The organism is Cyanobium sp. FACHB-13342 (assembly GCF_014697415.1).
Taxonomy (GTDB): domain Bacteria; phylum Cyanobacteriota; class Cyanobacteriia; order PCC-6307; family Cyanobiaceae; genus Cyanobium_A.
Genome location: NZ_JACJRT010000008.1, coordinates 448,621 through 470,884, shown reverse-complemented (window position 1 = coordinate 470,884; position 22,264 = coordinate 448,621). Strand labels below are relative to the sequence as shown.

The following is a 22,264-nucleotide window of genomic DNA, read 5'->3' as shown; positions in this document are numbered from 1 at the left end:
ACCTGAGGGTTCACCCCTTCAGCATCAGCAGCAGCACCCGGTTGCCCTCGGGATCGAGCAGCCAGGCCTCCATCCCGAACGACTCCTGCCGTGGGGGATCCAGCTCCGTGGCTCCCAAGGCCTGGGCCCGTTCCAACCACGCCAGCAGCGCGGCGTTTGGTTCGCCGTCCTGGGCCTCGCGCTGCAGGCACAGGGCCAGGCGGCCCTGCTGTGGGGGTTGGGGGCGGCGGCGCGAGGGGGCGTAGATCTCCAGGTGCCCGCCCGCTGGCCAGGGCAGCCGCCAATGGCTGGGGCTGAAACCCGGCTGGGGGGCCACCTCCAGCAAGGCGCCATAAAAGCTGGCGAGAGCCGCGGGATCGTCCGCCGCCAGCACGAGGGAGGTGTGGATCACGGCTCCATCCTCCTGGGCTGAGTACCTTGCGGGCGGCTGCGCCCTCGGTGCCCCCCATGACCGACCTCGATGCCTTCCTGCGCTGGCAGTGCGGGCCCCTGGTGGCGATCGCCAACCGCACCGCCCTGGCCGAGTGGCTGGTGCACCGCGCCCTGGGCCTCGATCCCGGGGAGCACCGCCGCGAGGGCGCCGATCTGGAGCTTCCCGGCGGCCCCATCACCCTGGCGGTGCGCTCCGCCGCCTACCTGCAGTCGGCGCAGCAGACCGCTCCAACGGCGATCAGCTTCCCGATGGAGCAGCGCACGGCCACGGCCTATGTGTTCTGTCTGCTGGCGGAGCAGGACCCCGCCCGGGTGAACCCCCAGGACTTGGCCCAGTGGCGGTTCTGGCTGGTGCCTACCCGCAGCTTGCATGCGGAGCGGCAGTCGATCGGACTGCAGCCCCTGATCCGGGCCCACGGGGAGGGCATGGCCTACGAGCAGCTCGGGGAGGCGGTGGAGGGCCTGGCTCAGCCCGATTGGAGCACGGCCCTCAGGAACTGATCGCCGTGGCCCACGGCCGCGGCCCAGGTGTCGGCTTCGCTGAGGCCGGAGCTGCGGGTGGGCTTGAAGCTGTGGTCGCCGCTGGCGATCCACTGCAGTTGGATCTGGGCTGAGAGCCGGTAACCCTCCACGTCGCCGCGCTTGCCAAAACTGTCGCGCTCGCCCTGCACGATCAGGGTGGGGGTGGCCAACGCGGCCAGGTGGTCGGTGCGCAGCTGGTCGGGTTTGCCGGGGGGATGGAAGGGGTAGCCCAGGCAGAGGCAACCGCGCACGCCGTGGGCGCTGGCCAGCTCATCCACCAGCAGGCTGGCCACCCGTCCCCCCAGGGACTTGCCCCCAATCACTACTGGGGCCGCCCCGGCCTGCTGGGCCACCTGCGCGCGGAACGACTCCAGCAGCCGCGGCAACCGATCGGGGGCACGCCGCTGTCCGCTGAGACGGCTCTGGGCCATGTAGGGAAACTCGAAGCGCACCACCCGCCACCCGCGCTGGGCCAGTCCGCCGGCCATCGCGGCCATGAAGGGGCTGTCCATCGGAGCACCGGCCCCATGGGCCAGCACCAGGGTGGCTGCGGCCTCGGCGGGGCCGTCGATCAGGAGGTCTGGGGAGGCAGTGGTCATCCCTCGATCCTCCAATGCGCCCGGGTGCTCCCGCCGCTGTAACGTGAACGCTTTCGTGGCCAGACCCCTGCATGGGCTTGCTGGCGGCACCCCCTCCGCCGACACCATCGTGACCGTGCGGCCGCTGGCCAGCAGCACCAGCCGCCAGGGACTGCAGCAGTTCGTGGGCATCTCCGGCGCCAACAGTGGTGCCCGCCGGCCCACCGCCACGTGGGCTCGGAATCGGCGATCTATCTGCTCGCCGGCACCGTGCCGGCGATTTTCTGTTCATCCCCGCCGGCTTGCCCCACATGCCGGTGAACCTCAGCAACAGCGAAGCTGCCATTGCCATCGTGGCCCGCAACGACGCCAACGAGCAGGAGCATGTGGCGTTGCACGATGGCCCAGTTCCTTCCCCCTAAATTGCGACACCCCTGCCGCCGTGCGCCGATGGCCGCCGCTTGCCGTCTGGGTCTGGGTGGGGCTGGTCTGGCTCTGGTGGGCTGGCTGGACCTGGTGGGCTGCAGCGCGGGCCAGAGCCAACCGCTCCAGGCCGTGGTGCTCTCGATCGGCGATGGCGACACGATCCGGGTGCGCCAGGCCGGACGCTCGCTGACCGTGCGCCTGGCCTGCATCGATGCGCCGGAACTGGCCCAGAGCCCCTACGGCGCCGCGGCTCGGACCTACCTGCGGCAGCGGTTGCCCCTCGGCGCACCAGTGACCCTCGACGTTCACAGCACCGATCGCTACGGCCGCCTGGTGGCCGAGGTGATCGGCGAGATCAACCTGGGCCTGGCCCTGGTGGAAGACGGCCAGGCCTTTGCCTACCGCCGCTACCTGGAGGCCTGCGAAGGCCGCGCCTATCTCGATGCCGAATTCAGGGCCAGCCGCCATCGCTTCGGGGTGTGGCAGGAGCCCGGCGGCATCCCCCGCCCCTGGGAGGTGCGCCGCCAGCGCCGGAGCTGAAGGCCAGAGGTTGCAGCCGGTGGCGCGATGGGCCCGGGGCTATCAGGATTTGATCCCTGGGGTGATCCCTTGCTCGCTGCTCTTCTCTGGGGTGCCCTGGCCACGTCGTCGTTGCTGCTGGGGGGCCTGCTCGCGGCGAGCGTGCGCCTGAGCCGGCGCAGCCTGGGGCTGCTGATGGCCTTTGGTGCCGGCACCCTGATCTCGGCGGTGTCCTTTGAGCTGGTGTTTGAGGCCGTCCAACGTTCCAGGGGCAGCGGTTTTCCCGCCATTGGCTTTTGCCTGGGGGCGCTCAGCTTTTATTTCGGAGACCAGTGGATTGCGGGCCTTGGGGCGCCCACAACCGGGGCCCGTGGTGTCAGTGGTTCAGCCCACCTGGCCATTCCAATGGTGCTGGGCATCATCCTCGATGGCATTCCCGAATCCATGGTGATCGGGCTGGGACTCCTGGACCATCAGGTGGTGAGCCTGGCGATGCTGGTGGCCATCTTTCTCTCCAACCTGCCGGAGGCGGTGGCCGGCACCATCGGCATGCAGGCGAGCGGTTGGAGTCGCCGGCGAATCATGCTGCTGTGGTTGGTGATTGCCGGGGTCTGCGCTGTCGCCTCTGCCGCGGGCTACAGCCTGTTCAGCACCACTACCCAAGCCTGGTTGTCGTTGGTTCAGGCCTTTGCGGGCGGAGCCATTTTGATGATGCTCAGCAATTCGATGATTCCCGAGTCCTATGAACACGCGGGAAAACTGGCGGGTCTCCTGACGGTGCTGGGCTTCATGGTGTCGGTGAGCATCATCGTGTTTGAAGCGAGCCAGAGCTGAGCTCGTCCTTGGGCGTGTCGGTGAGGGGCAGCAGCAACTCCTCGAGGTTGAGGTCGGGGCGGCGCAGCAGGGCGAACAGGGTGCCGGCATTGCCGCGGCACACCCGCAGCTCGTCGTCGAGCACGGTGATGTCCAGCCAGGCTGGGAAGGATTGCTGCACGCTGCGCAGCAGCTGCAGGCGACCCGCCCCCAGGGAAGGCCCCAGCCAGCCCCCCCGACGAAAGCGCACCTCCACCCGCTGCTGGGCTTGGCTGGAGGGGTTCAGCCTGAGCTCGGCCTCCACGGCAATGCTGGCCAGGGGGGCCAGGGGCCCGGTGAGCCGCAGCAGGTTCATGCCCCGGCTTTGGGACGGGGCCAGCAGCTGGAGGTTTTCCAGCCAGGGCGCCACGGCCAGATAGGGCTGGCTGCTGCTGCTCCAGCGCAGCTCCCACACCCCCTCGAGCTGCTCCAGGGCTTGCGGCGCCGTGAGATCGGCGGGCATGGCCCGTTCCAGCACCTCGATCAGCTGCTGCACCTGGTGGCTCTCCCGCTTGGCCGCCGCGCGGGGCTCCTGGCGCAGCAGGGTCAACAGGGCCTGGCGCTGCTGCGCCACCGGCGGGGGCGGGGATGCCGGAGTGGGGCTGGAGGGATCCATCAGAGGGTTGGTATGCCGGTGAGTGCAACGTCGGAGGTTGCGCGATGCTGGATTCCTTCGGCCTGAACCAGTCCCATGGACGCCGACTCCATTCTGAACGCCATCGACGCCGCGGCCTATGCCAAGGATCTCGATGGCCGCTACACCTATGCCAATGCGACGGTGCAGCGCATCTTCGGTGCCGACCTCGCAGGGATCATCGGCAAGGATGACAGCCACTTCTTCGACCTCGAGCAATCAAACGCCCTGCGTGAGAACGATGCCGAGGTGATGGCCCAGGGCGTCTCTGTCGCGCGGGAGGAGCGCGACATCATCAAAGAGAGCGGAGAGGAGCGGGTGTATTTCACCATCAAGAGCCCCCTGCGCGACGCCTCCGGCACCATCGTGGGCCTGTGCGGGCTCTCGATCGACATCACCGATCGGAGCTAGCCAGGTCCCTTGAACATCGTTCTGCTCCATCAGACCGATTGGATCGCAGACGGCATGGCCGTGGTGCGCGATCACCGCGCCGAGCACATGCGCGAGGTGCTGCGCGCCCAGGTGGGCGACACCCTGCGGGTGGGGCTGCTGGGCGGGCTGGGCGGCCAGGGGGTGATTGAGGCCCTGGATGCCAGCGGCGTGCGGCTTCGCGTTCAGCTCAGCGAACCACCGCCGCCCCGCCATCGCTTCGACATCGTGCTGGCGTTACCGCGGCCCAAAATGCTGCGGCGGATTCTGCGCCAGTGCGCCGAGTTCGGCGTCGCCAATCTGCACCTGATCCAGAGCGCCCGGGTGGACAAGAGTTATTGGCAGAGCCCGTTGTTGCAACCAGCCCGGGTGCACGACGCGCTGCTGGCAGGCCTGGAGCGATCCCGCGACACGATCGCCCCCAGGGTGCATCTGCACCGCCGCTTTCGCCCCTTTATGGAAGACCAGTTGCCCGGGCTGTGTGCGGGGCGTCCCTGCTGGTTGGCAGACATGGGTGCCCCCATGTCGCTTGCGGAAGTCCCGCCGGGGCCGGCGGTGGTGATGGTGGGTCCGGAGGGCGGTTTCGTGCCGTTTGAGGTGCAGCTCGCCGAATCGGTGCAGGCGCAGCGCGTAGGTTTGGGGGAGCGGATCCTGAGCGTGGATACGGCCCTGATCACGGTGCTTGCCCAGGCGCTGCCGGGTCTGGGCTGATGGCTCCATCCCGGCTGCTGGCTCTGCTGGTTCTGCTGTGCTCCAGCGGGGCGGCCCCACCAGCGCGGGCTGACACCACCACCGCCACCTGCATCCTCAGCCGCCACGACCACACGCTTCCGCTGGAGAAGGGGCCGTGCACGTTCAGCCAGCGCCAGGGCAACGCCACTGTGCGTTTCGGCCGCTGGGCCTTTGACTTCCCGGCCACCGAACAGGGCCGCCGCTACGAGCGCAGCGCCAGCAGCGAGGGCATCCGCTTCAACCGCGAGGGGCACTACACCCTGCAGGTGCTCTGGCGCCCAGCCGCGGCGGCGATCGCCAAGCCCAAGGGCTGGGCGCACGACAATGTTTTTCTTGGCCGCTGGCAGGGGCAGAGCACGGCAGGCCGGGCGGTGATCGATGTGCTCACGGTGGAGCCGAATCGGATCCGCTGGGGCAATGCCATCAACGGCATGTGCGATAGCGATTACAGCGTCCAACAGCTGCCCTGGGGCCGGAACGGCCGCTACCCCGATCAGTTGGTGCCGCCCAGGGCGCCCAGCGATCTGGTGTTTGGCGTGGTTCGGCTGACCCTGCAGCCCGGTCCCTGCAGCAAGGGGGATGCGGTGATCCAGTTGGCGATGCCGCTGGATGGCTCCAGCGCCCTCGAGGTGGTCACCTACAACGCCAAGGGAGAGCTGATCGGCCAGTACGGCACCTTCCAGGCGTTGCCCAGCACCACACCCTGACCATCAGGGCCGCAACTCGGTTTGGTCAGGAATGAATCGCTGGGCCGTGAGGCTATGGGCACCCCCGAGAGCCTTAATGTTCAGCTCCACGTCAAGGCATGAGGGAAATGACTGGCTCAGAGCTCCGCCAGCGCGTTTGGGAGCTTCTCGAGTTCAGCGAAGATCCGCAGAGCGGTGGGGCCGATTGGGATTGGGTCGACCTGTTTCTGCTCGTGCTGATCCTTCTGAATGTTCTTGCGGTCATCCTCGAGACTGTGAACAGTCTTCAGCTGCGCTTTGGCCTGGCATTTTGGATATTTGAAGTGTTTACGGTCAGCGTCTTCACCATCGAGTACGCAGCGAGAATCTGGTCCTGTACGGCTGATACCCGCTACCGGCAGCCGATCCTCGGACGGCTGCGCTACGTGAGCAGCTTCGGTGGCGTGGTAGATTTCATCGCAATTTTCCCCTTCTACGTCACGCTCGCGTTCCCTGCCGCCACGCTCGATCTGCGGATCCTTCGGGTGCTGCGGCTGTTGCGATTTGCCCGGGTGCTGAAGTTGGGCCGCTACTCGGATTCCTTCGGGCGCATGCAGCGGGTGATCGGTGCAAGGCGCGGTGATCTTGGCGTCGCCCTGGCAGCGGTTGGGGTGGTGCTGATTTTGGCTTCGAGTGCGATTTACTTTGTTGAGGTTGATACCCAGCCAGACGTATTTTCCAGTATTCCTGCCGCGATGTGGTGGGGAATATCGGCACTCACCACCGTCGGATATGGGGACATCGCTCCAGTCACACCCCTTGGTAAGTTCCTGGGTGGGATCATCCAGCTACTCGGAATCGCCATTTTTGCGCTTCCGGCTGGCATCATTGCTGCTGGCTACGAAGAGGAATCCAGGCGGGTCCCGGCTGGTGCGGGGATTTGTAAAACGTGCGGACGCCCTCTGACCGCTGACAGCAGGCCTGAGCAGAGCTCAGACGGCGGGCAAGGCGATTGACCCAACCAGGCCCCCTGCAGGATCGCCGCTTCTCATGTCCACTTCGCCAGGATGGTGACCTCAGCGTCAGGGCCGACTCCTGGCAGCTCAAGATCCCCGAGCCCCGTGAGCACCACTCCGATCACAACCTTTGCTGAGTTCGCGCAACGGGCCGATTATTCGCTGCTGGAGTCGCTGAAGCCGGATCCCCAGGCCACGGTGGATGGCCACGACCACCGCCCCCGCCAGGTGTTCTCGGGCCATTACGTGCCGGTGACCCCCACGCCCCTGCCCCTGCCTGCCTACGTGGCCCACAGCCCCGGCCTGTTCCAGGAGCTGGGCCTGAGTGACGCCCTGGCCCACGACGAGGCCTTCCTGCGGCTGTTTTCCGGCGACATCAGCGTGGCGCGGCAGCCGATGCGCCCCTATGGCTGGGCCACCGGCTATGCCCTCTCGATCTACGGCAGCGAATACATCCAGCAGTGTCCGTTTGGCACCGGCAACGGCTACGGCGATGGCCGGGCCGTCTCCGTGTTTGAGGGCGTGTTCGAGGGCCGGCGTTGGGAGCTGCAGCTCAAGGGCGGCGGGCCCACGCCCTACTGCCGCGGCGCCGATGGCCGGGCCGTGCTGCGCTCCAGCGTGCGTGAGTTTTTGGCCCAGGAGTTCATGCATGCCCTGGGCGTTCCCACCTCCCGCTCGCTGACCCTCTATGGGTCCGGCACCGAAACCGTGCGCCGCCCCTGGTATGCACCGAACTCCACGTCGTTTGATCCCGACATCCTGGTTGACAATCCAGCGGCGATCACAACCCGCGTGGCGCCGTCGTTTCTGCGGGTGGGTCAGCTGGAGCTGTTTGCCCGCCGCGTTCGCCGCCAGGCCCATCCGGCGGCGCTGGAGGAGCTGCGCCTGATCGTGGCCCACCTGATTGAGCGCAACTACCGGCCGGAGATTGATCCGAGCCTGGCCTTCAGCGACCAGGTGCTGGAGCTTGCGCGCCTGTTCCGGGGACGCCTCACCGCCCTGGTGGCCCATTGGATGCGGGTGGGCTACTGCCAGGGCAATTTCAACAGCGACAACTGCGCCGCAGGCGGCTACACCCTCGACTACGGCCCGTTTGGCTTCTGCGAACGGTTCGATCCCGGCTTCCAGCCCTGGACCGGTGGCGGCGAGCACTTCAGCTTCTTCAACCAGCCCGTGGCCGCCGGAGCCAACTACCAGATGTTCTGGTCGGCCCTGCGGCCCCTGCTCGAAGGCAACACCGAGGCTCTGGCCCAGCTCGATCAGATCCGTGACGGTTTTGCCGAGGCGATGAACGGGGAGCTCGAGGCGATGTGGGCCCGCAAGCTGGGCCTGGCCACCCCGGATGCCGGCCTGACCAACGAGCTGCTGGAGTTGATGCTGCGTTCCCAGGCCGATTACACGATCGTCTTCCGAAGGCTGTCGGACATACCGGCCACCTCCCCTGAGCACCTCTCCGCCCTCAAGGAGAGCTTCTATGCGCCGACGTCGGACGGTCTCGACGCCGCCTGGAGCGGCTGGTTGGAGCGCTGGCGCGCTGCGATCACGGCCAACGGCGACCCGCAGGAGACATCGGCGGCGATGCAACGGGTGAATCCCGCCATCACCTGGCGCGAGTGGCTGGTTGCCCCGGCCTATCAGCAGGCGGAGCAGGGCGACACCGGCCTGATCCAGGAGTTGCAGGCGGTGTTCAGCCATCCCTATGACGCTCCCACAGCGGAGCTGGCGGCCACCTACGACCGGCTGCGGCCCCAGGAGTTCTTCAACGCCGGTGGCGTGTCCCACTACAGCTGTTCCTCTTGACCATGATTGGCTGTGGCGCAGGGCCCAGCTCCCCCTCAGGCCAGATCCAGGCTCAGTTGCCCCGCCGTCACCTGCCGGGTGGCCTTGGCCCGCGAGCTGGAGCGTTTCAAGCCAGACCGTCTGGAGCCGTGGCGGTGCTGAATGGCGTCGGCCATGGCGCCAAATCCCTCCTGTTCGCGCAGCCCCCAGATCCGCTCGCGGGCGCTGGCGGCCACCGCGGCCCAGTCCACGATTGGCAGCGGGTAGGACTCACCCAGTACGCAGCCCACGCGCTGCTGGGTTGCGGGATCCATGGTCCAGGGTTGATGCAGATACACCGCCGGCACCTGGCGCAGTTCGGGCAGCCAGCGCCGAATGAACTGCCCCTGAGCATCGTGATCCAGGCCCTGCTTGAGCGGGTTGTAAATCCGGATTGTGTTGATGCCGGTGGTGCCCGATTGCATCTGGCACTGGCTCCAGTGGATCCCCGGCTCGTAATCCACAAACAACCGGGCCAGGTGCAGGCCGCTCTCCCGCCAGGGAAGCCAGAGCTGATAGCTGGCCACCGACATGAGCATGGCTCGCATGCGGAAGTTGAGCCAGCCGGTGGCCAGCAGGGAGCGCATGCAGGCATCCACAAACGGCAGTCCCGTGTGACCGGTGGCCCAGGCGGCCAGCCGCTCCGGATCGCTGTGGCGCAGCTCGGCCGTGAGGGGATGGAGCTCGCGAAATTCCAGGCTGGGTTGGCTTTCGAGCTTCTGGATGAAATGGCAGTGCCAGTGCAGGCGCTCATCAAAGCGTTGCAGGGAGCGGTGCCAGCGGCGATCCCCCGGCGCGTCTGACAAGCCAGCGCGCCGTTGCCGGCTGTGCTGCACCACCTCCCGCAGCGACAGGGTGCCCCAGCTCAGATGGGGCGATAGGCGCGAGCAGCTGAGGGCCGCCGTGCTGGGGCTGGACAACTCCGCTTGGTAGCGGCGGCTGCGCTCGGCCAGGAAGCTCTGCAGCAGCGCCAGCCCCTCGCTGCGCCCGCCCCGTTGCCGTCCTGGGCAGGGATCTGGCTCCAGCTTCAGGTCCTCGGCGCTGGGAATGGGCCCGGGATCCAGGCCGGCGAGGGGGACGAGCCCCATGGGCTCCGGTGCCTGGGTTTCGGCCATGCGGCCTTCCCAGCGACGGGCCCAGCCCTGGCGTTGCGCCAAACGACGGGTGACTCCGAACTGGGGAATCTCATGCCACGCAATGGCGTGCTGCCGTGCCCACGCCGCCAGCCGCAGGTCGCGGGCGTAGGTCCAGCCATTGCCGGTTTCCTCGTGGCTCCAGAGGGCCGCAATGCCGAACTGGCGGTGCGCCCGCTCCAGCACCTGCTCAACCCTGCCGCAGCGCACCACCAGCGGTTGGCCCAGCCGCTCCAGGCACGCGCGCAGCTCTAGCAGGCTTTCGCGGCAGAACTGCCATTGGCGCGCCGAGCTATCGGGTTGCTGCCAGTACTCGGGCTCCACCACATACAGGGGCAGCACCGGTCCGTGCCGGCTGGCTTCCAGCAGGGGGTGGTGATCTGCGCAGCGCAGATCCCGTTTGAACCACACCACGTGCAGGGGGCCCATCGGCAGCTACGCCACCACCTTTAGTGATTTTGATGGGCGTCGATGGGACCCTCAAAGGCGATGAACAGCACGCAGGGCGTGGCACTGCGGCAGACGGCACTGTGGGGGGCCTTTGGCGGCCCGTAGGCATAGGAGCCGGGGCGCAGGGTCACCGGAGCCTGACCCGTGTAGCTCACCTCCAGCACCCCCTCCACCAGAATCATGCGCTCGGCCGAGCTGTGCCAGTGCTTGGGGATTTCCGCCTTGGCCGGAATGCGGAAAAAGATGTCCGCATTCGCTTGGGCCGGATTGCCGTGCAGCACGGCCAGTTCACAGCCCTTCGGCATGAAGGCCGGGCAGGGGCCCCAGGCCAATGCCTTGTCGGCCACGCGAATGTGGAGCGCCGGTTCGATCGCGAGGGCTGGGACCCCCATGGCACCCACCAAGGCCGAAGCGGCGAGCAACCTGGATGTAGCACCCAGCGCCGGCCTCAGACCTCGCGTCAGGGGAGTGGCCATGGCGCTTGCCTCAGATTGTTCGGCGGATGCTAGTCCCCTTGCCAGAACTCTGCTCTCCGCCGCGAATCGAGGCAAAAAAAGGGGGCCAGTGGCCCCCTGATTCCGTCATTGGTGGGCGTAGTGGCGGCCGCGGTAGGTGAGTTGCTTGGTTACCTCGCCGGGCTTGGGCTCATCGTGGTGGGCGTCCACGTAGGCCACGCCGCGATAGGCCTTGGCCATCAGGTATTGGGCGTCGTCAAGGCGCTGCTCCTTGAGGATCCGGGTGCGGATCAAATCGAGCACGTTCATCACGGTCTCCACAGTGTCCGCGTCCCCGTTGCCTGGCGCGGAGCGATCTGCGTCCACCAAGGGGTGGATCAACGTGCATGCATTCAAGCGTTTGGTAGCGGTTGTTACAACGGGATCCGGCCAATGACTTCTTGTTTTGTTGCAGACCCGTCTGCTGGATGCCGGGGCCGGGCTTGGCCAGGGTGCGGCTCAACCACCTGGCTCCTCGCCCGCGGCCACGATCCGGTAGTACTCACGATCGTCGGAGCAGCAGAGATCGGCGTAGTACCGCTCCAGCACCGCATGGGCCGCGTCGTAGCTGGCGAACACCTGGCCGGCGATGCCGTCGCTGATGCCGTCGTCGCGGCGGATCTGGTATCTGCCCATGGCGTGATGCGCGGCTGGCGGTTGGGAATTCAGTAGTAGCGGCCGGGGTATTCACCCGGATGCTCGATCCGACGCACCCGCACCCCGGAGGCCGACTGGCCGGAAAAGCGCAGGATGTCGCTGCCCGACACCGAGTAGCCGAGATCCTGGGCGAGTAGGGCCACCGCATCGGCGGTGATCGCCTCCTCCACCTGCCGTTTCAGGGCCGGATCCCGCTGCACACGGGCCAGGAAGTGCCTCAGTTGCTCGAGGGTCACCGCCAGCTCCTGTTGATACGAAACCCTACTGCCCGAAAACCCAGGCCGTTCCAGGCCTGGGCCAGCTCCAGCCCCCATACTGCGGCTGCCGGTCTGTTTATTGCGGATGAGTTCCCCCGCCCTGCCGCCGATCGCCGGCCGTGAAGCCGAGATCCTGGCCCTGGTGCAGCAGAACCGGCCCGTGGCTCGGCCCGCCGGCGGGCGCGATTTGGCGCAGATTCACTCGGCCTTTGCCTGTGCGTTGCACATGCACCAGCCCACCATTCCGGCCGGTGCGAACGGGGAGCTGATCTCCCATCTCCAATACATGGTGGAGCACCCCGGCGAGGGCGATAACCACAACGCCGAACCCTTCGCCCAGTGCTACCGGCGCCTGGCCGAGTTGATTCCCCAGCTGATCAGCGAGGGCTGTGATCCGCGGATCATGCTGGATTACTCCGGCAATCTGCTCTGGGGTGTCGAGCAGATGGGCCGCGCCGACATCGTCGAGGCGCTGCGGTTTCTGGCCTGCGATCCCGCCATGCAAGCCCACGTGGAGTGGTTGGGCACGTTCTGGAGCCACGCCGTGGCCCCCTCCACGCCGATCCCCGATCTGAAGCTGCAGATCCTGGCTTGGCAGCATCACTTCGCGGCCCTGTTTGGCGAGGCGGCGCTGCAGCGGGTGAAGGGCTTTTCGCCGCCGGAGATGCACCTGCCCAACCATCCCGACACCCTCTACGAATTCGTCAAGGCCCTGCGGGAGTGTGGCTACCGCTGGCTGTTGGTGCAGGAACACAGCGTCGAAAACCTCGATGGCTCCGGCCTCAGCCAGACGCAGAAGTACACCCCCAATCAACTGGTGGCACGCAGCTCCACGGGTGAGGTGGCCACCATCACCGCCCTGATCAAGACCCAGGGCTCCGACACCAAGCTGGTGGGCCAGATGCAGCCCTGCTACGAGGCCCTCAGCCTGGGCCGGATGGCCCTGGGCGACACCACGGTTCCCGCCCTGGTGTCCCAGATCGCCGACGGCGAAAACGGCGGCGTGATGATGAATGAATTCCCCCAGGCCTTTCTCCAGGCCCACCGCAAGCTGGCCGGTGAAGGGGGATGCGATGGGGGTGGAACCGTGGCCCTCAACGGCACCGAGTACCTCGACCTGCTCGAAGCGGCCGGTGTGGCTCCTGGGGCCTATCCCCAGATTCAGGCGGTGCAGCAGCAGCGGCTGTGGCAGCAGGTTGCCCAGCAGAGCAGCGGCGCTGCCCCCACCCCCGATGCCGTGCAGGCCGCCATCGGGACGCTCCAGGCCAGCGATCCCTCCTTCTCGATGGCCGGCGCCTCCTGGACCAACAACCTCAGCTGGGTGGAGGGCTACGCCAACGTGCTCGAGCCGATGACCCGTCTCAGCGCGGCGTTTCACCAGCGCTTCGATGGCCCGGTGGCCGCTGACCCCGCCGTGACCCGCAGCGAGCCCTACCAGCAGGCCCTGCTCCACCTGCTCCTGCTGGAAACCAGCTGCTTCCGCTATTGGGGCCAGGGCACTTGGACGGATTACGCCGCCGAGATCCATCGGCGGGGGGTGGCCCTGCTGGAGACCTAATGGGAGGCATCGGCCTTCCGTCGCCACGCCCGCACCACCGCCTCCGGGCTCTGATGCTCCAGATCCACAGCGGCGTTGAGCTGTTGCATGGTCGTGGCTGAAATCCGGTCCGCCAGGTTTTCCAACACCGGCACCAGCTCCGGGTGGCGCCGCAGGCTGGCGCCGTTGAAGACCGGAACGGCGTCATAGGGGGGGAAATAGTGGCGGTCGTCCTCCAGTGCCTGCAGCTGCAGTGCCGGGATCAGTCCGTTGGTGCTGTCCCCGGCAATCAGATCCACCTGGCCTTCGGCGAGGGCCCGGTAGGTCAGGCCCAGATCCATGGCCATCGGTGGTGCGGCGAGCTCCAAGCCATAGCGCTGGCTGAGCCCGGGGTATCCATCGGAACGGTTCAGAAACTCATAGCCAAAGGCCGCCCGCCAGCGCCGTGCCGGTGCAACGGCCTGGCTGATGCTGCGCAGCCCCAGGCGTTGCCCGTCGGCCCTGCGGATCAACAGGGCGAAGGTGTTCTCAAAGCCCAGCGATGGAAACATGCGTAGGTTGAATTGCCTGTCGTAGAGCCGGGCCGCCTGCCTCCAGATCCGGTCACGGCCGCCCGCCTCTGACCCTGCTGGTTGCTTGAGAATCGCCGACCAGGCGGTGCCCGTGTACTCCACGTAGCCATCGATCTTTCCCTGCCGAACGGCTTCATGGCAAAGGAAGGTGCTGCCAAGGCTGAACTCCCGTTTCACCCGCAGTGCCGTGTGGGCCTCAATCTCCTGGGCGAGCAGCTCGCCCAGGATCAGCTGTTCGGTGAAGCCCTTGGAGCCAATCACCACCGGGCTGGCCAGCCGTGGCTCCATCCGCGGCTGCACCGCTAGGGCGATGGCGATCAGGGCACTACCCAGCAGGGCCGTCGCCAGTAGGCGACGGGGGCGCGGTGGTTGCCATCGCGGCCGCTGCGCTTTGGACAGGTGCCGCTCCAGTGCCGCGAGGGCGAGATCCGCTGCCAGGGCGATGGCGGCCGCCGGCAGGGCTCCGGCCAGCAGGAGTCCGTTGTTCACCGTGGCGATGCCCCGGAAGATGAACACCCCCAGCCCGCCGGCGCCGATGGCGGCGGCAATCGTGGCTACCCCCACACTGATCACGGTGGCCACCCGCAGGCCGTTCATCAGGCTGGGCAGGGCCAGGGGCAGCGTCACGTGCCGCAACACCTGGTTGGAGTTCAACCCCAGGGCCCTGGCGGCCTGCACCAGTTCGGCTGGCACCTGCTGCAGACCGCTCACCAGCCCGCGCAGTAGGGGCAACAGGGCATAGAGCGTGAGCGCCACCACGGCCGGCGTGGGACCAATGCCCCCCAGCAGCGGCACGGTGAGCAGCAGGCCGAAGATCGCCAGGCTCGGAATGGTCTGCACGATGCTGGCGCCCCCCAACACCAGCCGCTTCCAGTGGGGCCTGCCATGGACGGCCAGCCCAAGGGGCAGGGCGATCAGCAGGGCCAGGCCCACGCTGAGAAACACCAGCAGCAGGTGCTCGCCGCTGCGCTGCAGGATGTCTTGACCGAGGGCTGCCGTCATGGTCGGCGGGTTGGCACCGGCAGTGGTCATGTCCCATCCTCCCTACGTTCACCGCCGCTGCGACAGCGCGTCCTGCCACCTGATTTGGAAGAGATCCGAGCCAGGGCGTTGGGGTTGCCCTGAAAACACCTAGACCTTCGCCAATCCATCTGGTCCCCCATGCACGCCACCATCCGTCAATACGAGGTGAGCGGTGATCCCCACGCCGTCAGTGAGGCGATTCAGGCCACGTTCATCCCCCAGCTCCAGGGTTTGCCGGGCTACGTCTCCTACATGTGGATCGATCCCAGCGCGGAGGGAGGTCGCATGCTCTCGGTGACTGTCTTCGATACGGAGGAGCGTGCGGAAGCTTCCAATGCTGTTGCAGCTGCCTGGCTGGCGGCCCACCCCCAGTTCCAGCTCCAACTGATCAACATCGAGGTCGGCCCGGTGGTCGCCCACGGCTAGGCGCCCAGCCGCTTCAGTTGCCGAAGAACTGGGGCTGGGCCACAGGACTCTCAACGTGCATCAGCTCGGCGCCTTGGAAACGCCCTCTGAAGCTGCTGATCACCGCTTGAATGCGCTGGTCTTCAAGGGGCCCCACCGGGCGCAGGATCACCACAACCCAGGTGGGTTGGCGGCGAATGACGCCATCGCCCCCCCGCATCTGGCCGTTGGCTTGAACCACCGTGAGCCCATCGGGGAAGGCCGGAGTGATCACTTCGGCCAGGAAGGCCTCCCAGGCGACCGGGCTGATCAGGGTTCCGTTGGCGAGCCTGGCTCCGAAATACAGCTCGGATTTGTGCCAGCCGCGCGTAGGAGCTGCCGTGGGCCTGGAGGCGCTGCTGCCGGTGGAGCCTGGGGCTTGACTGTCGGCCCGTCCCATCTCAGGAACCCAGGCCAGGCCGAGCAGCAGGGGCAGGGCCACGCGGGCCACGCGTTGGGACATGGCAGGCGAAGCCCAAGGAACTGAAGGAAATGAGCCTAGGAGCGGTGGAACACCACCCCAGAGGCCCGCAGCGCGGTCGCCATCGGCCCGGTTCACCTCCCTAACCTGCCGGCCATGGGCAGCGCTGAGCCACTACCCCCCTGGCGGCCCCTGCTGCGGGGGGCCCGGGAGCGGGAGGGCCGCTCGCCCCAGGCCCGCTGGCTGCAGCTGGCCAGCGTCGCGGTTGATGGCACGCCGCGCCTGCGCACGCTGGTGTTCCGGGGCTGGGCCGCGGCCTCGGAGCTCGATCTGCTCACCGATGGCCGCAGTGCCAAGGTGGCTGAGTTGCACCACCAGCCGGCGGTGGAGCTGGGTTGGCTCCTGCCCCGGGCCCGCTGCCAGTTCCGCCTGCGCGGCAGGCTGCTGAGCCTGCCTGCAGAGCAGGAGGCCAGCGAGCGGCAGCGGCACTGGCAGGGCCTCACCCCGGAGGGTCGGGCCCTTTGGGGCTGGCCTGCACCGGGGGATCCCCTCGAGGAGGTGGCCTGTTTCCCCGCCGAACTCGGCGAGGAGCTGCCGATCCCTACCTGCTTCCGGCTGCTGCGCATCGGCCTGGAGCAGGTGGAGCTCCTGGAGCTCACCAACCACCCCCATCGCCGCCGCCGCTGGTGCCGTGAGGATGGCTGGGCGGAGCAGCGTCTCAATCCCTGATCTTCCCTGGCCTGATGCCCCACCACGCCGAGCGCCCCACCAAGATCTGCCCCGTGTGCCAGCGCCCCTTCCAGTGGCGCAAAAAGTGGAAGGACGTCTGGGACGAGGTGCGGTATTGCTCGGAGCGCTGCCGCCGTCGGCGCCCTTCTGAGCCAGGGGCAGCACAATCGTGAGCAACCACTCCGCCCCTGCGATGTCCGCCGCCCCCACCCCGCCCTTCAGCCAGGACAGCCTGCGGCAGCTGTTCACCAAGCCCTATGGGGCCCCGGCGCCCACGGCGGAGCAGTGGCGCCAGGCGTATGCCAACGATGTGCACTTCAAAGACCCCACCCAGAGCCGGGAGGGCATCGAGGCCTACATCCTGGCCCAGCAGGGCCTGATGCAACGCTGCGACGACGTGTTTCTGGAGGCCGATGCGGTGGCGATCGACGGCGACACCGCCTTCGTGGAATGGCGCATGGGCCTGAAGATCAAGGGGATCGAATTTCTCTACCCCGGCACCAGCCGGCTGCGCTTCGGGGCCGACGGCCGCATCGTGGACCACCGCGACTACTTCGATTTCGTGGGCCCCACCTTTGGGCCAGTGCCCCTGCTGGGCGGCTTCGTGCGCTGGCTCTACAAGCGCTTCGTGGCCTGATGGGCACCAGCACCCTGCGCCAGCTCAGCTGGGACGACTTCGACCGGGCCGTGCAGGCCATCGCCGCCCACTGCGTCGGGCGCCGTTTCAGCGGGATCCATGGCATTCCCCGCGGGGGGCTGTGTCTGGCGGTGGCCCTGAGCCACCGGCTTGGGCTGCCCCTGCTGGCCGATGCCCGCCCCGGTTGCCTGCTGGTTGACGATGTCTACGAGACCGGCCTCACCCTGGAGGCCCATCGGCAGCTGCCCGACGCCCAGGCCGTGGTGTGGATCAGCAAGGCTGAGCCGCAGTGGTGGCTTGCGTTGGAGGTCACCAGCGCGGCGGATTGGATCGTCTTCCCTTGGGAAGACCCGGAGGCGGCCGCCCGCGATGAACAGCTCTATCGGGAGTCCCGTGGAGGCTCCCCATGCTGACGCCACGCCCCACCCTCTATCTGGCCTCCCCCTACGGCTTCTCTGCCCATTGGCGCTCGCGCTTGCTGCCCGATTTCATCGAGGCCCTCGAGGGCCTGGGACTGGAGGTGTGGGAGCCCTTCGCCCGCAACGGCCAGGTGGATCTGGCCCAGGAGGGTTGGGCCTGGAGGGTGGCCCAGGCCGATCTCCAGGACGTGCGCGATGCCGATGCCTTTCTCGCCATTGTCAACGGCACGCCTCCCGATGAGGGGGTGATGCTGGAGCTGGGGGCCGCCATCGCCCTGGGCAAGCCCACCTTCCTGTTCCGCGACGACTTCCGCCGCTGCAGCGATTCGGAGGACTATCCCCTCAACCTGATGGTGTTCAGCGGCCTGCCCCGCACGGGCTGGCGCGACCACCTCTACGGCTCGATTGCCGAACTGGCCCATCCCAGCAAGGCCCTGATGTGCTGGCTGCACACACGCTGATGTTCCCTGTGTACCGTTTTGTGGGTACGGGGTGCCAAAAATGCGGATCACGCATTGCGAGGACCAATGCCTGGTGGCCCTGACAGCCTCAGAGGCCTCGCGCATGGTGGACGCCTGTGCCCTGCTCGTGATCGCTGCCGAATCGGTTCCCCAGGCCTCCCTGCCCCCCGAGATGGCCACCCTCCTTTGCGAGCTGTTCGATGGACTGCGGGAGACCACCCAAGCTCCCCCCGACTGATCGCCCCTTAAGCCCCTGGGCGGAGCGCCGCTTCCAGGGCGGCCAGCCGCCGGCCGTTCACCCCGAGATCGGAATCACCAAGACGCGACACGGAGCGCGCCTGCAGTTGGCCATGGGCGGTGTCGGCGTAGAGCTCCAGGTCGTCGACGAACCCGAACAGGGCGCTGCTCGCGGTGGCGTGGAGGTAGCCAGCCCCCTGCTCCACCACCTCGGTGCGGGGCATGCCCTCAATCACGGGCACAAGGGTTGCCAGCGCAGCCTCCGGATCGGCCACCGCCCAGTTGCTCCGGGCGCAGTGGGCCGGAGAAGGGCAGGCGGCCAGGCTGCCGTCGTGCACCCCCAGCTCCGTTGGAACCGGCCCCACCAGCTGAAACAGGGCCAGGCTGATCACCAACAACAGGGGCTGCAAAAGGGCGTTCATGGTTGGCCAGGCGATGGGCTGAGGTAGGGGGTCAGAAAGCTCAGGGGCTCGGCCATCGTGGCCGAAAATCCCAGAATGCCCGGGTCGCGGTAGCTGTAGAGCAGGCTGTCGTCGCTCTCCAGCAGGTAGGTGCCGCCCCGTTGGGTGATGTGGTCGTCCGTGGGCACGTAGGTGCGCCAGGCGCCCAGCACCTCCACCATGTTGCGCAGCCGCACCGTGGCCAGCTCGAAGGGCCGCAGTGCCGCCGTGCGGTCGCCGCTGTAGCCGCGCAGCACCTCGGCCAGGGTGCCGGGCGAGCCGATGCCGGCGCACATCAGCAGCAGTCCGGGCCAGGCTCCTCCCGGCACCTGCAAGCCGGCATACAGGCCCAGGGCCCGGTGCAGGCTGGGCTCGCCATCCACCAGCAGCCGCTCGCGGGGGAACCCGGTGAACCGGCAGAAGCGGTCGGCTCCGGCCGGGTTGCCGATGCCGATGGCCAGCAGCTCCACCTGGGCCGCCGCCAGTTGGGGCAGGGCGGGCACCAGGGCCTGGGCGTATTCCAGGCTGTCGAAATCCCCAAGTTGGGGGAGCAGCAGCACCAGCCGTCGCCGGCCCGCTTCCATACCCGGCACGGAGGCCAGGCGTTGCAACAGAGGTTCAGGGGCCTGCATGGACCACACCGTACCCAGGGATGGCAGGGCGGGGCCGGATCGGCGCCGGCCTGTGGCTGATGTCCCTGGCCCTGCCCAGACTTGCGCTGACCTCTGGAACTGTCCTTGGCCCCTCCGCACCCCATCTCCAGCCATCCGGCGGTGGAGACCCAACGGCAGCCCCACCGGCGGCAGCACCAGCACCGCCCCGGTTCAGCCGCCGCCTTCCGCTGGAGCGTGATCCTCAATACCGGCCTCTCGGCTCTGCAGTTGGTGATCGGCCTGGCCTTCGGCTCCCTGGCCCTGATCAGCGATGCGATCCACAACCTGGGGGATGTGGCCGGGCTGCTGTTGGGCTGGGCTGCGGAACGGTTCAGTGCCCGAGCCCCCTCGGCGCGGTACACCTACGGCTTTGGCCGCAGCACCCAGTTGGCGTCGCTGGCCAACGCGGTGTTGATTCTGATGGCGTCGGCGGTGGTGCTGGTGGAGGGCCTGCAGCGCCTGTTCAACCCGGTGGCGGTGACCACCGGTCCGGTGCTTTGGGCCGCTGCGATCGGCGTGGCCGTGAACCTCCTGTCGGCCCGCCTGTTCGGAGCCGACAGCCGCCACGACCTGAACCGTCAGGCGGCCGTTGTGCACCTGCTCACCGATGCGGCCGTTTCCGCCGCCGTCCTGGTGGCCGCCCTCGTTGTTGCAGCCACGGGCTGGAACTGGCTCGATGCGGCCACCGCCATCGGCGTGGGCCTGGCGGTGGCCTGGAGCGGCTTTGCGCTGCTGCGCCAGGCCATGGGCATCTCCCTCGATGCCGTGCCGGCCGGCATTGAACTGGCGGACGTGGAGGCCACCCTGCGCGACCTGCCGGGGGTCTTGAACGTGCACCACCTGCACGTGTGGGGATTGAGCACCTCCCAAAGTGCCTTAACCGCCCATGTGGTGCGGCGTCCGGGCACGGGCAACGACCTCGACTGGCTGCACCTGGCCAAGCAACAGTTGGCCCAACTGGGCATTGCCCACAGCACCATTCAGCTCGAACCCCCGCAGGAGGACGAGGTCTGAGACGCGGCTAGGTTTGCTCGGCTTCTCCGGCGCTCCTGCTGATGCCATCCCATGCCCTGGCCCAGGCCATCCAGCTGTCCCTGGCGCCGGTGTTTCTGCTGGCCAGCATGAGTGGCCTGCTGATGGTGCTCACCAATCGGCTCACCCGCCTGATCGACCGGGCCCGGGTGCTGCAGGAGCAGGGTCGTGATTCCGGGCAGGACACGGGCCGCTCTGGGCGCCTGGAGCTCCAGGGCCAGAAGCAGCGCATGGGCCTGATTCTCAAGGCCATCGGCTTCTGCACCGTCACCATGCTGCTGGTGGCCCTGGTGGTGGCCATTGTGTTCATCAGTGTGGTGGCCCAGATCGATCTGGCCTTGGTGGTGGTGCCCCTGTTTGTTCTGGCGATGCTGTGTCTGATGGTGGCGGTGCTGCTCTTTCTGCGGGAGGTGCAGCTGGCTACGGCCCAGTTGCGCCGCAGTTTCTGAGTCGGTTGGCGGGAGGGCTGCGACGGGCCGAGCTCACGGCAGCATCGCTAAACTAGATTGGGTCAATGGTAGATCCGATTCGGGCCCAGCCTTCAAGATCGGCTGCAAGCCGGGAAAGCCACCTTGGGCTGTCCAGCTGGTTTTCCCGTGGTTGGCGTTTGGTTAGCAAACCTGCGTTTGTGCTGGTCCTATTGATCGTTTGTTTGATTGGCTTGCCGTTCGTGATGGCGAGCAGCTTGTCTGCCGCCACGGTTAAGCAGATGGAGCTCCAAGCCGATGAGATCTCCACCCTGGCTACTGGAATTCGGGGTTATTACGCTGACAATGTGGTCGCCCGTCTTCAGGAAGCAAATGGGCAGGCTGTGTTTACGGAAAATTATCGCGATGTGCATGGTGGTATTCCGATTCCAGCCACCTTGTCCATCGAATTAGGTGCCCTGTTTGACAGCGCCCATAGCGATGGACGCATTAATTATGCGTTCCTGTCGGACTATCCATTCGCCAAGCGGGATGTACCACCCTTGGATGGGTTTGAGACCGATGCTCTCCGGGCTTTTCGCCAAGATCCTGAGCTACCCCGTTATGTGAAGTTAGAGCGACCATGGCTTGGACGCTCAACCTACAGGTTGGCAACACCAGTTTTGATGCGCCCAGCCTGCGTCACTTGCCATAATCAGCACCCGGATTCACCGCGGAAAGATTGGAAAGTTGGAGATGTCCGCGGCATCCAGGAAGTCACCGTTCGCGGGATTCAGGTTGATGGGTTTGGACAGATCGGATATCTTGTGGGCTATGTTGGTTTGCTCGGACTTGTCTCTGTTGGTGCTACAGCCACGTTTCAGCGCCAAAATCGCTTGTTGCTGACTACCAACGATCGATTGCGTGAAGGCAGTCGTAGGGAAGTGAATCTTTCCGATAAGTTGCGACAACAAGTGCAGGAGCTTTCCCTGCTTGGCGCCGTTGTTGAAAATGCTACTTTCGGTGTCTCTATCGCTGACATGCGGCAAGATGATTACCCGTTGATTTACGTTAATGAGGCTTTTTGCAGGATCACCGGCTATCCCAAGGAAAAAGCATCTGGTTTCAACTGTCGGTTTCTGCGTGGGCCAGATACCGATCCTGTGACTGTTTCTGAAATTGCACGAGCAATTCGAGAAGGCAAATCCTATTCGTGCGAGCTCATAAATTATCGATTGAATGGTGAAAAATTCTGGAACCGCCTTACGATTTATCCATTTGGAGGAAAGCCCGGCAAGCCTGATTTCTATGTTGGCAATCAAGTCGATATCACAAACATACGCATCTTTAACGACTCGGCGGCGAGTCAGTTAGTAGCACTCCGCCCCTCCATCGAATCTGCCGCTATTCAAATCTCTGAGGCTATTTCTTTTGCCAAAAAGCTGCGGGATCAACTTTTTGCCCAAGAATCACTCACGCCAGATGAAGATTGTTTTCTGGCTGCAGAGCATTCATCCCTCCTGGATCTCCAGGCCTCGGTCATTGAAATTCAGGAGTTAATTCGCAAAGCCTCGGTTGAGCAACAATCATCTGCTCGGATCTGTGAGGATCGATCCATATAATCGTGCAATTTAATTC

At 66.4% G+C, this 22,264-nt stretch carries 31 protein-coding genes; 19 read left to right on the top strand and 12 right to left on the bottom strand.

Annotated features, from left to right (window positions below):
- Positions 1–10: 10 nt before the first annotated feature.
- Positions 11–391 (bottom strand): VOC family protein, encoded by a 381-nt coding sequence (locus H6G16_RS07920; protein ID WP_347238829.1) that lies wholly within the window; start codon positions 389–391, stop codon positions 11–13.
- A 56-nt stretch (positions 392–447) separates the two neighbouring features.
- Between H6G16_RS07920 and H6G16_RS07915 the strand changes: the two genes are divergently transcribed.
- A complete protein-coding gene (locus tag H6G16_RS07915) occupies positions 448–933 on the top strand; it encodes a hypothetical protein (RefSeq protein ID WP_190389709.1) in 486 nt (161 codons plus the stop codon).
- Here the strand turns inward: H6G16_RS07915 and H6G16_RS07910 are convergent.
- Entirely contained in the window at positions 900–1,553 is a 654-nt protein-coding gene (locus H6G16_RS07910; RefSeq protein WP_190389708.1) for an alpha/beta fold hydrolase, read from the bottom strand. The two genes, H6G16_RS07915 and H6G16_RS07910, sit on opposite strands and share 34 nt — an antisense overlap.
- Before the next feature lie 429 nt (positions 1,554–1,982).
- Between H6G16_RS07910 and H6G16_RS07900 the strand changes: the two genes are divergently transcribed.
- Positions 1,983–2,498: a thermonuclease family protein gene (locus H6G16_RS07900; protein WP_190389707.1), complete on the top strand. Its 516-nt coding sequence runs from the start codon at positions 1,983–1,985 to the stop codon at positions 2,496–2,498.
- Between the two features lie 69 nt (positions 2,499–2,567).
- On the top strand, positions 2,568–3,311 hold the full coding sequence (locus H6G16_RS07895; RefSeq protein WP_190389706.1) for a ZIP family zinc transporter: 744 nt from the start codon (positions 2,568–2,570) through the stop codon (positions 3,309–3,311).
- Here the strand turns inward: H6G16_RS07895 and H6G16_RS07890 are convergent.
- Positions 3,283–3,945, bottom strand: coding sequence for a PAP/fibrillin family protein (locus tag H6G16_RS07890; RefSeq protein WP_190389705.1), 663 nt, complete (start codon positions 3,943–3,945; stop codon positions 3,283–3,285). The genes H6G16_RS07895 and H6G16_RS07890 overlap by 29 nt on opposite strands.
- Positions 3,946–4,020: 75 nt before the next feature.
- On the opposite strand from H6G16_RS07890, the gene H6G16_RS07885 reads away from it, so the two are divergent.
- From H6G16_RS07885 to H6G16_RS07865, 5 genes are all read left to right on the top strand, one after another.
- Positions 4,021–4,374 carry a PAS domain-containing protein gene (locus H6G16_RS07885; protein WP_190389704.1) on the top strand — a complete coding sequence of 118 codons (354 nt, stop codon included), beginning with the start codon at positions 4,021–4,023 and terminating at the stop codon, positions 4,372–4,374.
- A 9-nt stretch (positions 4,375–4,383) separates the two neighbouring features.
- Positions 4,384–5,103, top strand: a complete 720-nt coding sequence (locus H6G16_RS07880) for a 16S rRNA (uracil(1498)-N(3))-methyltransferase (RefSeq protein WP_190389703.1) — start codon at positions 4,384–4,386, stop codon at positions 5,101–5,103.
- Positions 5,103–5,831: a hypothetical protein gene (locus tag H6G16_RS07875; RefSeq protein WP_190389702.1), complete on the top strand. Its 729-nt coding sequence runs from the start codon at positions 5,103–5,105 to the stop codon at positions 5,829–5,831. The genes H6G16_RS07880 and H6G16_RS07875 overlap by 1 nt, the downstream gene beginning before the upstream one ends.
- 107 nt (positions 5,832–5,938) lie before the next feature.
- The gene (locus tag H6G16_RS07870; RefSeq protein WP_190389701.1) at positions 5,939–6,805 is read left to right on the top strand and encodes an ion transporter; all 867 of its coding nucleotides are present in this window, start codon (positions 5,939–5,941) and stop codon (positions 6,803–6,805) included.
- Between the two features lie 51 nt (positions 6,806–6,856).
- On the top strand, positions 6,857–8,605 hold the full coding sequence (locus H6G16_RS07865; protein ID WP_190389700.1) for a protein adenylyltransferase SelO family protein: 1,749 nt from the start codon (positions 6,857–6,859) through the stop codon (positions 8,603–8,605).
- A gap of 35 nt (positions 8,606–8,640) precedes the next feature.
- On the opposite strand, the gene H6G16_RS07860 is transcribed toward H6G16_RS07865, so the two are convergent.
- The 5 genes from H6G16_RS07860 to H6G16_RS07840 all read right to left on the bottom strand — a co-directional run bounded on the left by H6G16_RS07860 (position 8,641) and on the right by H6G16_RS07840 (position 11,593).
- Entirely contained in the window at positions 8,641–10,185 is a 1,545-nt protein-coding gene (locus tag H6G16_RS07860; protein ID WP_190389699.1) for a deoxyribodipyrimidine photo-lyase, read from the bottom strand.
- Positions 10,186–10,205: 20 nt separating this feature from the next.
- Entirely contained in the window at positions 10,206–10,682 is a 477-nt protein-coding gene (locus tag H6G16_RS07855; RefSeq protein ID WP_190389698.1) for a cupin domain-containing protein, read from the bottom strand.
- Between the two features lie 105 nt (positions 10,683–10,787).
- Complete coding sequence (locus tag H6G16_RS07850) at positions 10,788–10,970, bottom strand: hypothetical protein (protein WP_190389697.1); 183 nt, start codon at positions 10,968–10,970, stop codon at positions 10,788–10,790.
- 189 nt (positions 10,971–11,159) lie between these two features.
- Positions 11,160–11,336: a hypothetical protein gene (locus H6G16_RS07845; protein ID WP_190389696.1), complete on the bottom strand. Its 177-nt coding sequence runs from the start codon at positions 11,334–11,336 to the stop codon at positions 11,160–11,162.
- Between the two features lie 29 nt (positions 11,337–11,365).
- Positions 11,366–11,593, bottom strand: a complete 228-nt coding sequence (locus tag H6G16_RS07840) for a Nif11-like leader peptide family RiPP precursor (protein WP_190389695.1) — start codon at positions 11,591–11,593, stop codon at positions 11,366–11,368.
- 106 nt (positions 11,594–11,699) lie between these two features.
- Here H6G16_RS07840 and H6G16_RS07835 point away from each other — a divergent pair, with 106 nt between their 5' ends.
- Entirely contained in the window at positions 11,700–13,172 is a 1,473-nt protein-coding gene (locus H6G16_RS07835; protein ID WP_190389694.1) for a glycosyl hydrolase family 57, read from the top strand.
- Here the strand turns inward: H6G16_RS07835 and H6G16_RS07830 are convergent.
- Complete coding sequence (locus H6G16_RS07830) at positions 13,169–14,755, bottom strand: glycine betaine ABC transporter substrate-binding protein (protein WP_242036253.1); 1,587 nt, start codon at positions 14,753–14,755, stop codon at positions 13,169–13,171. The genes H6G16_RS07835 and H6G16_RS07830 overlap by 4 nt on opposite strands.
- Before the next feature lie 129 nt (positions 14,756–14,884).
- On the opposite strand from H6G16_RS07830, the gene H6G16_RS07825 reads away from it, so the two are divergent.
- A complete protein-coding gene (locus H6G16_RS07825; RefSeq protein ID WP_190389693.1) occupies positions 14,885–15,172 on the top strand; it encodes a hypothetical protein in 288 nt (95 codons plus the stop codon).
- Positions 15,173–15,185: 13 nt separating this feature from the next.
- On the opposite strand, the gene H6G16_RS07820 is transcribed toward H6G16_RS07825, so the two are convergent.
- Entirely contained in the window at positions 15,186–15,653 is a 468-nt protein-coding gene (locus H6G16_RS07820) for a DUF3574 domain-containing protein (protein ID WP_190389692.1), read from the bottom strand.
- 114 nt (positions 15,654–15,767) lie between these two features.
- Here H6G16_RS07820 and H6G16_RS07815 point away from each other — a divergent pair, with 114 nt between their 5' ends.
- From H6G16_RS07815 to H6G16_RS13225, 6 genes are all read left to right on the top strand, one after another.
- Positions 15,768–16,340, top strand: coding sequence for a pyridoxamine 5'-phosphate oxidase family protein (locus tag H6G16_RS07815; protein WP_190389691.1), 573 nt, complete (start codon positions 15,768–15,770; stop codon positions 16,338–16,340).
- A gap of 14 nt (positions 16,341–16,354) precedes the next feature.
- A complete protein-coding gene (locus H6G16_RS07810) occupies positions 16,355–16,513 on the top strand; it encodes a DUF2256 domain-containing protein (protein ID WP_190389690.1) in 159 nt (52 codons plus the stop codon).
- A gap of 20 nt (positions 16,514–16,533) precedes the next feature.
- Positions 16,534–16,977 (top strand): nuclear transport factor 2 family protein, encoded by a 444-nt coding sequence (locus H6G16_RS07805; RefSeq protein ID WP_190389689.1) that lies wholly within the window; start codon positions 16,534–16,536, stop codon positions 16,975–16,977.
- Positions 16,977–17,390, top strand: coding sequence for a phosphoribosyltransferase (locus H6G16_RS07800; protein WP_242036252.1), 414 nt, complete (start codon positions 16,977–16,979; stop codon positions 17,388–17,390). Before H6G16_RS07805 ends, H6G16_RS07800 begins: the two co-directional genes overlap by 1 nt.
- Positions 17,384–17,857, top strand: a complete 474-nt coding sequence (locus H6G16_RS07795) for a nucleoside 2-deoxyribosyltransferase (protein ID WP_190389688.1) — start codon at positions 17,384–17,386, stop codon at positions 17,855–17,857. The genes H6G16_RS07800 and H6G16_RS07795 overlap by 7 nt, the downstream gene beginning before the upstream one ends.
- 103 nt (positions 17,858–17,960) lie before the next feature.
- Complete coding sequence (locus H6G16_RS13225; RefSeq protein WP_277874981.1) at positions 17,961–18,095, top strand: hypothetical protein; 135 nt, start codon at positions 17,961–17,963, stop codon at positions 18,093–18,095.
- 7 nt (positions 18,096–18,102) lie between these two features.
- Here the strand turns inward: H6G16_RS13225 and H6G16_RS07790 are convergent, their stop codons facing one another.
- Together H6G16_RS07790 and H6G16_RS07785 are read right to left on the bottom strand one after the other, a co-directional pair.
- A complete protein-coding gene (locus H6G16_RS07790) occupies positions 18,103–18,516 on the bottom strand; it encodes a DUF1499 domain-containing protein (protein ID WP_190389687.1) in 414 nt (137 codons plus the stop codon).
- Positions 18,513–19,166 (bottom strand): peroxiredoxin-like family protein, encoded by a 654-nt coding sequence (locus H6G16_RS07785; protein ID WP_190389686.1) that lies wholly within the window; start codon positions 19,164–19,166, stop codon positions 18,513–18,515. Before H6G16_RS07785 ends, H6G16_RS07790 begins: the two co-directional genes overlap by 4 nt.
- 105 nt (positions 19,167–19,271) lie before the next feature.
- On the opposite strand from H6G16_RS07785, the gene H6G16_RS07780 reads away from it, so the two are divergent.
- From H6G16_RS07780 to H6G16_RS07770, 3 genes are all read left to right on the top strand, one after another.
- Positions 19,272–20,201: a cation diffusion facilitator family transporter gene (locus H6G16_RS07780; RefSeq protein ID WP_199289253.1), complete on the top strand. Its 930-nt coding sequence runs from the start codon at positions 19,272–19,274 to the stop codon at positions 20,199–20,201.
- A gap of 41 nt (positions 20,202–20,242) precedes the next feature.
- Positions 20,243–20,668, top strand: a complete 426-nt coding sequence (locus H6G16_RS07775) for a DUF2721 domain-containing protein (protein WP_190389685.1) — start codon at positions 20,243–20,245, stop codon at positions 20,666–20,668.
- Between the two features lie 65 nt (positions 20,669–20,733).
- Positions 20,734–22,248, top strand: coding sequence for a DUF3365 domain-containing protein (locus tag H6G16_RS07770; RefSeq protein ID WP_190389684.1), 1,515 nt, complete (start codon positions 20,734–20,736; stop codon positions 22,246–22,248).
- Positions 22,249–22,264 lie beyond the last annotated feature (16 nt).